Below are 14037 nucleotides of genomic sequence, written 5' to 3'. Positions count from 1 at the left end.
GCCTGGGGATGAGCGAGCTGGGCGCCTAACTGCAGCTTGAAAGCTATAGGGTATAAATTTATGTATTTTTAAAATGGGATAAATTTATGGATCTTGAAATTCTGGCAGACGAGAAACGTTTTTATATAAACGATCGGCAGGGAAAAATGATCGCCGAGATATCCTTTGTACCGAGCGGAGACAAATTAACCATTATCGATCACACGTGGGTGGATGAGGTATTGAAAGGTCAGGGCGTCGGTAAAAAGCTGGTGGCGCTGGTGGTGGCGAAAATGCGGGCTGAAAACCGTAAAATTATTCCGTTGTGTCCATTTGCCAAACATGAGTTTGATACGACACCTGAATACCAGGATATCCGCGCGTAAAGGCCTTGCAGGCGTGAACGTGCATTAGGCGTTGTGGTGGTTGGCAGAATAATCGTTATATATTATTGTATATAACGATTATTAAAACAGAGAGATAACACCATAATGCCGGGACTATTGATGTTCTATGTGGGTGGTACGGCGCCGGGCGCCAATATCGAACTGCACGATGTACAGTTTGTTGCAGCAGAACAGCCTGAAGAGGCTTACCCTTTGCTGCGTGAGAAATGGTTTGGGGATAAGAGTAAGGTGCATATTGATGGCTATGCGCGCATTGAATGGGCGGATGGTTACGACGTAATGTTGTGTGCAGCACCCTTTCACGGTCCGGAAAAGCTGTTCTTTGTCAATGTGGGGGGCTACCGCAGTGACGAGCTGGCTGAACTGCATCAGTTTGGTTTGTTTGTGGCACACAGTGCCGATGAGGCCAAAGAGAAAGCCAAGCAGGTGCTGCTGACCGGCAGTTTCCAGCAGCATAAGGATGACTTGGCCGAAGTCGACGACTGCCTGCTGCTACATTCATTGCAGGGATATCATATCCATCTGAAGGCAAATGCGCTGGGGGAACCGGCACGACCGTTGTGGCAGGGATATTTGCCTATCGGTGAATAAGACGTCTATTACACGGCAAGTGCCTGCAACTGTTGCATAAGCCACTGACAAGCATCTGGTCGGCCATTTCTCTGGTGCAGGTAAATCTTGATTTTGTAATTGGGGACCGGGAACGGCAGAGGATGAATATCCAATTCCACTGACTGGCGTAATTTCTGCGCGGCGTAATGTGGGATGCTCATCATCAGTTCGCTATCGGCGATAATAAAAGGCGCACCCAACAGTGAGGGCGTGCGGATAGCGACATCGCGATGCAGCCCCAGCTTCTCCAACTGATAGTCGATCACACCGTGCTGTTCGTTCCAGGGCGTGACCACCAAATGGCGTGCCTGAAGGTAGTTCTCCAGTGTCAGTTTGCCGTGTTTTTTGCTCAAGGCCGGGGAACAGATCGCCACATATTTATCTTCCAGCCAGTCGACTTCGTCGATCTCCTGATAATTTTCGTCACCTGCCTCGGTAAAGCCCAGTGCAAAGTCTATTTTCCCGGCCAGTAAATCATTGAGCGCGACCTTACGTTCCGAGTAGCACAGCTGGAATGATAACTTTGGCGCTAACCGCTGCATCTGTGCCATTAGCGCAGGAAAAACGGCGAAGGCGGTGTAGTCGGTGATGGCGAAGGTGAAGCTTTCCTGGCTGTCGGCGGCGATAAAGCGTGGTCTGGGATGAAGACCTTTAGACAGTAGTGCCAGGCTTTCACTAATGGTCGGAGCCAGGCTTTCTGCATACACCGTCGGATGCATGTCGTTGCCGACGCGATAAAACAGTTCGTCTGCCATCGTTTTGCGCAGGCGAATTAGGGCATGGCTCAAAGCCGATGCACTGATAGCCAGCTCCGCAGCAGCGCGCGTGACGGAACGTAGACGATACACAGCTTCGAAAACCAACAGAAGGTTGAGATCCAGGCGTCTCAAATCCAGATGCATAATGTTCATTACCTGCTGATGAAAATGCAGTTCATACAGTATTTGTAACGCTATATGCTGGCAAGTAATACAAACAACAACTTTCAGGATGACCCATGACCATTGAGATTCACCCGGCGACAAAAAACGATGCCAAATTGATTCTGGATATGATTGTTGAGCTGGCCGTGTACGAAAAAGCACGAGATCAAGTGCTTGCCAGTGCGGCAGATATTGAACAAAGCCTGTTCGGTCCGGACGCCTGTTCTGAGGCTCTGATCTGTACCGTTGATGGTGAGCCCGCCGGTTATGCGGTGTTCTTTATGAGTTATTCCACCTGGTTGGGTAAAAACGGTATTTATTTAGAGGATCTGTACGTTGCACCGAAATTTCGCGGTGCCGGCGCGGGCAAAAAGTTACTGCGGCATATTGCCCAATTGGCCTGCGAGCGTCGCTGTGGTCGTCTGGAGTGGAGTGTGCTGGACTGGAATCAACCGGCTATCGATTTTTACCTGAGTATAGGTGCAGAGCCGCAGGGAGAGTGGGTCAGATATCGAATGGAAGGTGACGTATTGACGCAATTTGCGGCGCAAGGCACCGGCTTGGGGGCTAAATAAGCTCTGGGGGGAGGTGACCTCCCCAATATTGGATGCATAAAGATTTACAGCTGTGCGGGATCATGACATGGGTTTATGGGCCGCGAGAATAAAAATCATCGGGCGTTCTTTCTCTTCGTCGAGCGCCGGGTTTTCTGCGATTTGCTGCGCTGAAGGACCCCATTCATTGAGGTAGGTAACGACAAAACCTTGTTGTACCAACAGATTAATGTAGCTGCCGAGCATACGGTGCTGTTTGATCACGCCTTTCGCCAACCAGTTGGAGATCCGTTGGCCTTCTTTCTGATAACCATTGACCGGCCAGGATTTCTGTTCGTTCTGATCAACCAACCAACCCTGATGCTGCGGTGCGGTATAAATGGGATGTTCGGCGGTAAAGATAAATTGTCCGCCGGGTACCAACGCCTGATAGACCGTAGCAAACAATCGCGCCAGATCCTCTATATAGTGCAGCGTCAGTGAACTATACGCAAAATCATAGGAAACAGGGGGAAGTTGAAGCTGCTCCAGATCCTGTTGGCGGTATTCAATACCGGCATCCTGAGTCATCGCCCGTGCCTTGCTGAGCATTTTCTCCGACAGATCTAATCCCAAAACGCTGGCAGCATTCTGTTCACGTGCACTACGGCAAAACCAACCATAGCCACAGCCCAGATCGACCACTTTCTTTCCGTGTAAATCCGGCAATATGCTACGGATGGTCGGCCATTCCGGTGCGCCGTCCAGCCCATGCACCGAGCGGCTGAGCTGGGCATAACCGTCGAAAAACGCCTGATTGTCATAAATATTTTGTGCCATTACGATTCCTGTATGAGTAAACCACTTACCGCACTAGACCAAGCGATGCTCGTGTAGCTTGATGGTCTCCATGATGCTGTCCATTAATACTTGCACCCGGTGAGGTAGCACACCACGCTGGCGGTAAATGAGATAAGCCTGCATATCAATGCACCGTTCACGTTCAATACAAGGCAGCAATGAGCCGGACTCCAATGCCGAGGCCACTGAGTAGTAGGGGGCATAGATAATGCCCAATCCTTGTTTGGCTAACTCGACGGCCGGTAAAATATTGTCACAGATGCTGGCACCATTGACCGCCACTTGTACTAACTGGCCTTGCGAATCATAGCTGCTCCAGGTGTTACGGCTGCCGCCTAACACTCGCAAGGTGATACAGCGATGCTGCGTCAGTTCCATCGGTTCGATAAGCGGTGAATGAGCAATGTAATCCGGTGATGCAAACAGCCCGACGCGGAAACGGGTCAACGGCCTGGCGATCAAACTCTCGTTTTGCGGCTGGAAGAGGCTGATTAGTAGGTCACAGTCGCTGTCGAAAACCGTGCCATATTTCTTCTCCCGCTCGTCCGGATTACGAGTCACTAAATCAACGATCAGTTCAGGAGATTCACGAAGCAGAGGCGGCAACAGATAACGCGTCAAGAATGAATGAATGCCAATGGGCGCACCGAGCGTCACCATGCCGTTCAGGCTGCGTTTATAGGTGCCGGACATGTCGAGCAAGTCGTTATGTTCATCAAGTAAAAAGGCGGCACGACGTAGAAATTGTTCACCGAACTCGGTTAAAGACAGCGTTCGCGGGCTGCGCAAAAAGATTTCCAGACCAAGCCGTCGCTCAAGTGCCGTCAGTGTGCGTGACACATTGGATTGTGGCATATCTAACAGCTGTGCCGCTTTACTGACGCTGGCGGTTTCGGCGATGGTGCGAACGATCCTGAGCTCGTCGATTCTGAAGTCTTTTGCTTTCACGCGGTGAGCCATTTTAAGTTTGCATATCAAAAATGATATACATTTTTGCCGGTATTGTCATATGACTTATCGCAGACCGGCGGGTATTCTTTCGGTCAATTATTTGCTATGCATTAAAATTGACATGGAAGATTATAATGAAAAAAACCTGCGCGATAATTTTACCCGTGACGTTAACATTGGCCGCCTGCTCATCATCGGTCACTGAAAAAGAGAAATACTCGACGTTCCTGCCTAGTTACAGTGATATTACCAAGAGCAAGTCAGCCTCTGGTAAAGATGTTTTATATTGGAAAGACAGTCACGTTGATTTCTCTAAATATAAATATTTAGTTTATCAGCCAATGATCTATTTCCCACGGCCAAAACCTAGCGAGATGGTGAGCCAGCAGGCGCTTGATAATATCCTCAGTTACACCAACAGACAGTTCAAGCAGGCAATGGGGTCGCATTTTACCCTGGAGGATGTGCCGCGTGAAAATACGCTGATTTTCCGTGGGGCTATCACGGCGATCGACACGCAGAAAAAGGGGCTACAAGTGTATGAGGTACTGCCGATTACGCTGCTGGTTGCTGCAACGCAAAGCGTGACCGGCCACCGCACCATGGAAAGCGCCGTTTATATGGAAGGTGAGTTTATCGACGCTTCAACCAACCAGCCGGTAATCAAAGTGGTGAGAAAGGCGTCCGGAGAGAATCTGAATAATGAAAAATCGCAGCTGAAAGTAACCGATGTCAAAAATGCCATCGATACCATTGCCAATGATATTAAAGACTATAAGACGTCATAGGCGTCACTCAATAAATTAGCATAATTAACCAGGGTGTTGCATGTTTCTAAATTACTTCGCTTTAGGCGTATTGATCGCCGTATTTTTAATTCTATTTTACGGTGTGATCATTATTCACGATATTCCTTATTTGCTGGCTAAGAAGCGGCAGCACCCTCATCAGGATGCCATTCATGTTGCAGGCTGGGTTAGCTTATTTACTTTGCATGCCATTTGGCCACTGTTATGGATTTGGGCGACATTATACCGGCCGGAACGGGGCTGGGGAATGAGCGAAAAAGCTGAGCAACCTGATGTGTTGCAGGCACGAATTAATCAGCTCGAAAGTGAATTGCAGCGTATGCAGACGCAGGTTGCAGCTCAAAGCTCGTCGTCCAATAAAGGTTAAGCAAACAGTATGGATCTCTTAATTATTCTCAGCTACGTTGCGCTGAGCTACGGCGTATTCAAACTGTTCCGTATCCCGGTCAATAAATGGACGGTGCCGACGGCAGTGCTCGGCGGTATCTTCATTGTGGGTGCCTTAATCCTGGGGATGAATTACAACCATCCTTATACCTATCGGGCGCAGAAGATCGCGATATCCGTGCCAATTGTCCCGCAGGTCTCGGGGATGATTGTTGAAGTCACCGATAAAACCAACGTGTTACTGCGCAAAGGGGAAATTCTATTTCGCCTTGATGATACCCGCTACCGCGCCCGACTGAACAAGTTGCAAGCGGAACTTGCTGGCGCACAAGCAGATGTGCGAGCACGGCAGGCTACATTGAATGAGTCCGCAGCGAATGTTCAGCGTGTAAATGCCGAGTATGAGCGTGCTCGTAAGGATTATCAGCGCTATGCCAAAGGCGCGACCATGACGGTCAATCCTTTTTCTGAGCAAGATATTAGCCATGCGCAGCAACAATATCAGGCACAATCTGCCGCATTGCAGGCCGCCAAAGCCCAGCACCAACAGGCGCAGGAGCAGCTTTCGGGCCACTACAATGGTGAAGATGCCCACATCGCCAGCCTGAAATCACAGATTGCAGAGGCAACGTATAATCTGGAACAAGCCACGGTACGTGCGCCAAGCGACGGTTATGTGACACAAGTGTTGGCTAGACCGGGCACGACGGCGGTGCGGCTGCCTTTCAAGCCGGTGATGATTTTTATTCCACAGCAAAAACGGCAGGTGGTGGCGGTATTCCGCCAGAACTCGATCCTGCGTTTAACCGAGGGCGATAAGGCCGAGGTGGTATTCAACGGCTTGCCGGGCAAAGTCTATGGCGGCTCGGTGACGCGGGTGTTGCCGGTGGTACCGGACGGCAGCTATCAGGCCAGTGGTGCATTGCAGGGATTAAATGTGGGTGCCCAGCAGGAAGGGGTTTACGTAATGATCGACCTGGCTCCCAGCCCAGAACTCGACAAACTGCCCGATGGCGTGACGGCGCAGACTGCGGTGTATACCGAGCACTTCGAGCATCTTTCCATCATGCGCAAGGTTCTGCTACGCATGACCAGTTGGCTGCACTACCTGTATTTGGATCACTAGCGGCTAGCTGTTTGGAAGGCTAGCGCCGCAGAAGCCAAAACCCGCAACCCAGGTTGCGGGTTTTTCGGTATTGCCGCCAGGCCTATTATCACTTTCAGTGATGCAGCATATCGTCGACAACCTGTTCCGTTGTCAGTTGGAATGGATAGTAAGTCGGCCAGTTATCCATTTCCGCCAGCAACGCTTCTTGGGATGTGCTTCCCATAAATATATGGAAATGAGCCGATTTGCGTGGAGCGATAGTGTGATCGCTGAATTGAACATATTTCGGCGCTTGGCTGCCAGCATCCTTACATTCAAACAGGTAGCGAACCCCTTTTTTGCCTGAGGTGTAGGTCAAGATTTTATATCCCACATAGTCGTACTTGCAGGAATTCTCTTCGTTGCCTTTATGGAACGCCATAACGCCGTTTTCAATCCCGATAGTATCTATATCGCTAGCGTATCCCTTGCGGTAATACTCTTTAATCTGCTCGAAGTTTTTACCCGGATCTTTTTCCGCCTTCTTCTTGAACACCGGGTCAAGGTCCCCATTCTGCAAATAAGGATAAACCGACTGCCATACACCATCCCAATCTGACAGGGTTCTATCCTTCACGTTCTTATCATCGAAAACGCCAGCAGCGGCCTTTTGTTCGATTTCCGTCATAGGTTTGCCATGCGAATGATGGCCATGGGCTGACGCGTAACCACAAACCAAAAACGCGCCCAGCACCAATGAAAGCTTGCCAATATAGCTCCTCAAAATATCACTCTCCTTAAGATCACTAAAAATAAAAAGTTACGATATAACATAACAATTAACGGTTCAATGTCTTCATCAGCATCGTGAGGTATTCGCCATTCATAAAGAGGCGTTTTCCAACAAACAAATCATCAGGATTCTCCGTAAGACGAAGCAGGAGGCCTGGCATCAACCGGAGGCAAGGCCTGGGTAAGCGCTGAGGCAGATCATGGCGCGTTTTTACTGTTGGGAAGTTGGTAGTGAAAGCGCCACAGTTTCTTGCCGGTTGCTGGCTTTGACTAACAGCAACAGGCCGCCACCGTCATGCAAGGTGAGTTCTTTTTTTGTACTTCGGAATGGGGGAGGGCGTGTAGTCCGCGCCATGCGGAGGGGCTTCCATAATTGATATATCTAAACGCATACCAATGCAGGAAAGTGACACCGATTTAGAGGGCGATTCTAGAATCAGGCATCACCAATTAGCGCCTTTTTTCCCATGCTTGTTTGATGAACTGCACATCAGGTTTGAAGCGCGACATGTGGCGGATACCAACCACAGGCACATCGAATTGCTTAAACCGCGCTGTAAAGCAGAAAGTGGAGTAGTAACGGTTTCTACTTATGTACTCGGGCTCATCAACATCGCCGAATGCTTTTAATAGCAAGCGAGCTGCTGAGTGAGAGTTCATTCCGTTACTGTAAGCAATAATTAGCTCAGGTTTGCATAGGGGGACGGTAATGTTTTCAAAGAAACCCATCGATTTTTCAATCAATCGATCCAAACTGCCAATTGCACTCTCTTGAGCACTTTTTTTGATCGACAGGGCATCTTTAGAGCACATGAGTAATGCGTTGGTGTAGACGGTATCTTCCCAGCTAAAGCCTAACTGCTCAGGGACTGATTGCAGGCGGTTTGCCAAATGTTTGATACCCCATTCACCTTCAGTACCGGCCTGAACATTAGAGAAATAAGGTGAATTAAAGCCGTTTATCACTGCTTCAGCATTTGTAAAACCGTCATCCGCAGATGAACCATTGAACCCAACCATGATTAAACGCTTTCTTGCTGGCTTGGCGGCCAGTAATTCGAAGGAACAATCATAAGGGCGGCCGGGTAGTTCGCTTAAATCATGCCGTTCTAATCCTTCCAAAATTATTTTCTTGGTCGTTTCCATTTTGGCGGTTATCCCATAAATGAGCCTATTTTTGGATCATGCCTCATGATAGAGCCAATCCGTCATCTCGCTCAGAAAAAAAGATTTATAGAAAAACTGGTCACACTGTTTACTTTTTGTTTTAATTGTTTAAAAAACAATAAGTTAATCGGTGATTGGTTGGTGATGAGTTTGCCCTGACTGGTCACTTACGGTGAACAGTCAGCCCCAAAATGCAAATACTGGCCTGAATCGATTCTTGAAGTGCTTCTGCCGGTAACATCGACCTTGTTACAGAGGGCTGAATTTTCGCTCATTTCACGCTATGGCTGCCTCTGGATAAGGCATATTATTAGACGGTCTTTATTGATTCTCAATGAAAGGATTCGGATGATGGCATTTGAAGATAAGAAGAAAAAGGCAATAGCCCTGATGGAAGATAAAAAGATGTGGCGGAGCAATTATGCACCACCGATCTTGCGCCTGTTTTGGAAAATGGGGGGTAAAATGCCACCGCCACCGTTTGCCCCCTTCTGGCTGAATACGCTGTTCTTCGCCGTTTGGTTTGGCCCGCTATGGGGCATTCTTATGTGGTTTGGTAGCTGGAAAAATGACGGTTTCAGCGTTCCGCTCGCGGTGTTAAACGCCCTCTTTGCCGGTTTGCTGTTTGGTTTATTCATGGCGCTAATACACTCTTGGCGCAAGCGGGCCAATAAACTGCCCGACTGGAAAAGTCTCTAGCCGAGCAACAACCTCAACGCCAGAAAAAAAGATTTATAGAAAAACTGTTCACAGTGTTCACTTTTTTATTTAGTTGTTTAAAAACAATAAATTAACCAGTGATCAGTTGGTGAGGAGTTTGCCCTAACTGGTCACTTACCGTGAACAGTCAGCCCTATAAATGCAAAATACCGGCCTGAGCCGGTGATTTATTGTACTGCGGGTGAGCGGCAGGGAAAGATTTCAGGCAGAGAAAAGGCCTGCAATGCAGGCCTGAGTAGTCACCGCTATATTGTGTGCTCCTGCACCTCTAAAACGGTAGAGAGCGTCGGTAAGATTTTATGTCAGCCCATTCAAGCGGAAACGGTAATCGTTAATGATTTACCGCCACCGGAGAAAAGGACATTAAATCGTTACCGCCGATATAGCCGAAATCAAACACTTCACTGATTGAACAGGCCCCGTTGCATTGTTGATTTTGCTGCGGGGCGTTTACCGCCCCCCAAGCCCGAAAACAGCCTTTTTTCTGGCTAGCCTGCCTTAAATCGAGCGTGCATGCATAGGGTGCATGATTTTGCATTAATCCCCAGCCTCTCAAAACAGCCGAAACCTCGCACCACAAGGGCTTACAGGGTTTCTATGTCATGCATGAAATGTGCATGATAAAGTCAGAGCGCGTAGGTGAGGGAGTATTGCGCGCGCAGTACAGGACCTACCAACGATATGAGGTATCCTTAACATAGCGCCAGTCATCGCCATCATCCCATACATCATGTACGCTTCCGTCAAGATCCTCTGTTTTTTCATATTGATTTATTAGTCTAGTCAAATTTTCCCTTTCTTTTAGAGGACGGTGTTTAGCCATTTCTCGCAAAGTTTTAATAGCTGATGAAATTTGACCGTATTGCTTGAAAAAATCCTCAAGTAAATTACTGAACTCACATGCCTGAGCATATAGGCATAATGTCCCAGTCCACCAATCTTTATTTAAAAGCGGGAGAATGTCCCGGCCTCTATTATCTTTTAATTCTAAAGCGGCTAGATGCTCCTGAAACCTTAAGTGACCGAAAGAATAGGTTTCAGTCAATGAATCATAATGTAATATATTGCATGGGTTTATCAGTTCTGAAACTAAAGTATTTACGGTGTCTTCGCTGTAAGGAAAGGAAATATCATTTTTTAAATAGTTGACAATAGCTTCTTTTGTATCGGTTCTTTTATTTCTAATGTGAAGTTGATAGGCTATTTTCATGGCGGATTTTTCTAGTATCATACTATCTGAGGTTGTTCTTTTTATGGTTTTATAGTTATCGTACTCTCCGCATAATAATTTCAATCTTCTAGTGAATATTTCCATTTCTGTCGATGGGGTATCTATGCCTCGTTTCTTTAAAATACAAAGTAAAGTTGCGAGTAATGGTGTTTTAACTATTTCTGATAAGTTATTTTTTTCAATATCCAAGATTAATTCATTAGCATGAATGCTGTTTTTTGCAAACCAAGAGTTAATAAACGCATGTAATTGATCTGTTTTAAATGGTAGAAGTGTAACACCAAGGAAGTTTATTTTCGAAATAAAGCTAACGCAGTCTCTACTTGATATTATTAATTGAATATGAGGGTATTTTAGTTTAAAGGAATTTATGGATTCAATAATGTAAGGTACTTTGTTATACGCTTCATCCAATCCATCAATGACTAATTTCAAACCATTACTTGAAGATAGTGATACATCCAGTTTATAAATATTATCATCAGTGTCATTTATTTCTTTTGAAATCAAAATTAGAGCAAGAATCTGTTTTTGGTTTGCAATGACATTGTCAACTTTAATACTAACATCTTGTCTGTTTATTAATCTATTTAGGGGTAGATATATAATGTTAACTAAACCTTCATCGATAATTTTTTTAGTATACATTTGAAGAGTGGTTGTTTTACCTGCACCAGCACCGCCGTACACAGCAATGTCATAATTAGTGTCAAATAAAGAGAATGGAGATATAGAAATCCCATCCCTAAAGTGTGTTTCGGTTTTGGTATAGTTAATAAGGTTAGTGGTCTCAGATGATAATTCTTTTAATATTTCAAGAACACTTAATGTCTTCTGCGTATTAATTAAAAAACCTCGAAGATAGTCATTGTTTTTTACTGGCTCCGAATTTAGCTTTTGGATGGATGATAAATAAAAATCACAATGTGATTTTATCCAATCTTCTATTTCATTTGCTTGGAATTTATAATTAAAACTTGGAGGGGGGATATATTCATTTTCAAGGCCAACTAATTTTCCGTACTCACTGTTTAAAGAATTCAATGTGGCAAGATAGTCATTGAAATCATCAGTATATGCTGTTGGTATATCCTGTTTTCCCTTCACTGCAGATAAAGTATGATAGTAATTATCTTTTATTTTTATATAGTCAGATATTTTATTTGCGCGTGAAATTATTGGCCACCATGTATCAATTGCAATATCTAGGTTGATGTTTTTAATTTTAGATTGTTCTCTTTGCAATATAAATGTATTCAATTCTGATTTTATAGCTGAGAGAGTATTGCAAAGTAACGAAATTTCATTTTTTGTTGATGCTATATCATCATGTTTTTTTCTGTTTTCTTCTGATTGATTTAGTTTTAGTTGTGAATAAAAACTTTCTTCTATAGTGGCTATTTTTTCAGTTAATGGTGAGAATTCTAGGATTTTTTCTAACTTATATATGTATTTTTTCTTTAATGTTTCCCAACCATCCTTATTTGTGGAAAAACCCATGTGATTGATGTGAAAATTTCCCTTAAGTAAGTAATGACTATCAATATCACCCATGAAAAAGGCTAGATCATTATAGCAATGAATTTCTCCTATAGAGTACTCTGTGTTCAATGCATTCATAAGTTCAAGATTTTTCAATTGATAAATATCTTGAACTAACACTTTCTTATCAACCCCCATTATCTTATTTAAGAGCATAGGGTTACACTCTCTTATCTTTTCAACTAATAATGGGCCATCGAGTAATTTAACTTCGTTTTTCATTCCAGTTAGATGACCATGTATTTCATTTAACAATCTGGAATTTATCTTGAAAGGTGTGGCTAAATAAATAGAATCCGGCTTTTTTGTTTTACCATTATGCAATGGAATGTCTTTTAAATAGCATTGTTGTAGTTGAAAGATAAGAGCGCCAATTATGTTCTTATCCGTAGTTGCCTTCCCATCCCCGATTTTTTTTGTTTGAATAACAATTATATGATCCTCCATGGGAGCTTTAACATAAGCTATGATATCCTTCCCTTCTTCATAAGCCCCCCCATGAAAATCTACGCGATAGCATCCCATCGATTCAAATAAAGGTTTTATGATTTGTTCTGAAAGTTCATCTTCTTTAAGATCTTGTAAAGCTTTAAGGTAAATGTCATTGTTAGTTTCCATAATGATTTAATTCCTTTGAGATTAATTTGATATAATTACTCTTGGTTATTATTTTAAATGCATTCATTATTTTAACAATTCATTCTAATTTTTAGAGTATACTTTTACCCTCACCAATGCATCAATTCGTATCTTTGCTCCAGATAGATCGATCTATTATATGCTCTAAGAACTTCATTTTTATCGCAGTGTGCTAGTGCTGCTTCAATTACGTCTGGATTAAAATTAGCCTCATTCATAGCTGTACTTGCTATAGAACGTAGTCCATGAGCAACAAGCTTACCGCCATAACTTATACGTTTTAACGTAGCATTCGCTGTCTGGCTGTTCATAGGCTTACGCGGGTCATTACGGCTAGGGAAAACGTGTTCACGGACTGATAGTATGCATGATTTCGAGTATCTCCAGTGCCTGATCTGAGAGCGGAACAATATGTTCACGCTTTGCCTTCATGCGTTCTGCTGGGATACACCACTCACGGTTTTCAATATCGATCTCGGCCCATGCGGTTGCGGAGGCTTCAGCAGGACGAATCAGCGTCAGCAACTGCCATTCGAGCAAGCAGCGGGTGGGTATCGATAGATTGCTCATCGAGATTGTGCGCGTCAGCTTAGGCAGTTCTTCTGGTCGTATAGTCGGCATATGCTGCTTCTTAGGCCGTTCAAATGCATTGCCGATGCCAAAGGCGGGATTAGCATCAATTAATCCTGTGTTGACGGCATAAATCATGATTTCGTTGATGCGTTGTACTAATCGGCGAACGGTCTCTAATGCGCCACGAGCTTTGATAGGCTCCAGCACTTGGATCAGCAAACGCGCTTTGATATCCTGAACCGTGACATTCTCGATATATGGCAGTATGTCTTTTTCAAGAGAACGCCAGATATCTTCAGCATGCTTAGCACTGACGCTGGCCTGTTTCAATGCGAACCATTGTTTTGCAACGTTTAGGAAAATGCTTTCTTGGGCGACCTGCTTCTGTTCCGCCTTAGCCTGTGGGTCAATGCCTCTCGTGAGTATAGCGAGCTTTTCGGCACGTATTTGCCAGGCGTCGGCAAGTGACAGGAAAGGGTAGGCGCCGAGGCTAACCATTCATTGTCTGTGAACTGGTGCTGGGGCGAAGGTAGCGGAAACACCACAATTTCTTGCCGGTGGTTTTGACTAACAGAAATAGTCCGTCACCATCATGCAGAGTGAGGTCTTTCTCTAAGGCTTTGGCTTTTTGTACTTTGGTATGTGTGAGGGCCGTGTAGCCCATGCCATGCGGAGGGGCTTCAATAATTGGTATACCTAAACGTATACCAATAACTCACGGATTTAGCTGTGTATTCTCGGATTGCTACAGACACAAAAAAGCCCGCAACGTGAATTGCGGGCTTTTCCGTTATTGTCACCAGATCTATCTGGGGTCACCGGTG

The 14037-nt window shown here is 45.1% G+C and carries 13 protein-coding genes and 1 pseudogene; 7 read left to right on the top strand and 7 right to left on the bottom strand.

Annotated features, from left to right (window positions below; genetic code table 11):
- Positions 1-86 precede the first annotated feature (86 nt).
- The gene (locus SGBXF1_RS18880) at positions 87-365 is read left to right on the top strand and encodes a GNAT family N-acetyltransferase (RefSeq protein ID WP_012146411.1); all 279 of its coding nucleotides are present in this window, start codon (positions 87-89) and stop codon (positions 363-365) included.
- 105 nt (positions 366-470) lie between these two features.
- The gene (locus SGBXF1_RS18875; protein ID WP_037422177.1) at positions 471-977 is read left to right on the top strand and encodes a DUF1543 domain-containing protein; all 507 of its coding nucleotides are present in this window, start codon (positions 471-473) and stop codon (positions 975-977) included.
- An 8-nt stretch (positions 978-985) separates the two neighbouring features.
- On the opposite strand, the gene SGBXF1_RS18870 is transcribed toward SGBXF1_RS18875, so the two are convergent.
- Positions 986-1909 (bottom strand): LysR family transcriptional regulator, encoded by a 924-nt coding sequence (locus tag SGBXF1_RS18870; protein ID WP_130381800.1) that lies wholly within the window; start codon positions 1907-1909, stop codon positions 986-988.
- An 86-nt stretch (positions 1910-1995) separates the two neighbouring features.
- Between SGBXF1_RS18870 and SGBXF1_RS18865 the strand changes: the two genes are divergently transcribed.
- A complete protein-coding gene (locus tag SGBXF1_RS18865; protein WP_061808360.1) occupies positions 1996-2496 on the top strand; it encodes a GNAT family N-acetyltransferase in 501 nt (166 codons plus the stop codon).
- A gap of 60 nt (positions 2497-2556) precedes the next feature.
- On the opposite strand, the gene SGBXF1_RS18860 is transcribed toward SGBXF1_RS18865, so the two are convergent.
- Both SGBXF1_RS18860 and SGBXF1_RS18855 read right to left on the bottom strand, forming a co-directional pair.
- Positions 2557-3294 carry a class I SAM-dependent methyltransferase gene (locus SGBXF1_RS18860; protein WP_186427362.1) on the bottom strand — a complete coding sequence of 246 codons (738 nt, stop codon included), beginning with the start codon at positions 3292-3294 and terminating at the stop codon, positions 2557-2559.
- Positions 3295-3327: 33 nt separating this feature from the next.
- Positions 3328-4275 (bottom strand): LysR family transcriptional regulator, encoded by a 948-nt coding sequence (locus SGBXF1_RS18855; RefSeq protein WP_186427361.1) that lies wholly within the window; start codon positions 4273-4275, stop codon positions 3328-3330.
- Positions 4276-4400: 125 nt separating this feature from the next.
- Here SGBXF1_RS18855 and SGBXF1_RS18850 point away from each other — a divergent pair, with 125 nt between their 5' ends.
- The 3 genes from SGBXF1_RS18850 to SGBXF1_RS18840 are packed head-to-tail and all read left to right on the top strand — an operon-like array spanning position 4401 to position 6588.
- Positions 4401-5054, top strand: a complete 654-nt coding sequence (locus SGBXF1_RS18850) for a DUF3313 domain-containing protein (RefSeq protein WP_186428538.1) — start codon at positions 4401-4403, stop codon at positions 5052-5054.
- Between the two features lie 40 nt (positions 5055-5094).
- Positions 5095-5442, top strand: coding sequence for a DUF3302 domain-containing protein (locus tag SGBXF1_RS18845; RefSeq protein ID WP_061808356.1), 348 nt, complete (start codon positions 5095-5097; stop codon positions 5440-5442).
- Between the two features lie 9 nt (positions 5443-5451).
- On the top strand, positions 5452-6588 hold the full coding sequence (locus tag SGBXF1_RS18840; RefSeq protein ID WP_061808355.1) for an HlyD family secretion protein: 1137 nt from the start codon (positions 5452-5454) through the stop codon (positions 6586-6588).
- Positions 6589-6682: 94 nt separating this feature from the next.
- On the opposite strand, the gene zinT is transcribed toward SGBXF1_RS18840, so the two are convergent.
- Both zinT and SGBXF1_RS18830 read right to left on the bottom strand, forming a co-directional pair.
- Positions 6683-7333: a metal-binding protein ZinT gene (gene zinT / locus SGBXF1_RS18835; protein ID WP_186427360.1), complete on the bottom strand. Its 651-nt coding sequence runs from the start codon at positions 7331-7333 to the stop codon at positions 6683-6685.
- Positions 7334-7791: 458 nt separating this feature from the next.
- Positions 7792-8487 (bottom strand): hypothetical protein, encoded by a 696-nt coding sequence (locus SGBXF1_RS18830; protein ID WP_037422154.1) that lies wholly within the window; start codon positions 8485-8487, stop codon positions 7792-7794.
- A gap of 372 nt (positions 8488-8859) precedes the next feature.
- On the opposite strand from SGBXF1_RS18830, the gene SGBXF1_RS18825 reads away from it, so the two are divergent.
- Positions 8860-9207, top strand: coding sequence for a DUF6404 family protein (locus SGBXF1_RS18825; protein ID WP_037422151.1), 348 nt, complete (start codon positions 8860-8862; stop codon positions 9205-9207).
- Positions 9208-9898: 691 nt separating this feature from the next.
- On the opposite strand, the gene SGBXF1_RS18820 is transcribed toward SGBXF1_RS18825, so the two are convergent.
- Positions 9899-12619, bottom strand: coding sequence for a hypothetical protein (locus SGBXF1_RS18820; protein ID WP_186427359.1), 2721 nt, complete (start codon positions 12617-12619; stop codon positions 9899-9901).
- Positions 12620-12729: 110 nt separating this feature from the next.
- Positions 12730-13882, bottom strand: a pseudogene (locus SGBXF1_RS18815) (integrase domain-containing protein).
- Positions 13883-14037: the final 155 nt, after the last annotated feature.

It is taken from the genome of Serratia grimesii, from assembly GCF_900186025.1.
Classification (GTDB): Bacteria; Pseudomonadota; Gammaproteobacteria; order Enterobacterales; family Enterobacteriaceae; genus Serratia; species Serratia grimesii.
This window is presented reverse-complemented; position numbering and strand designations above follow the sequence as displayed.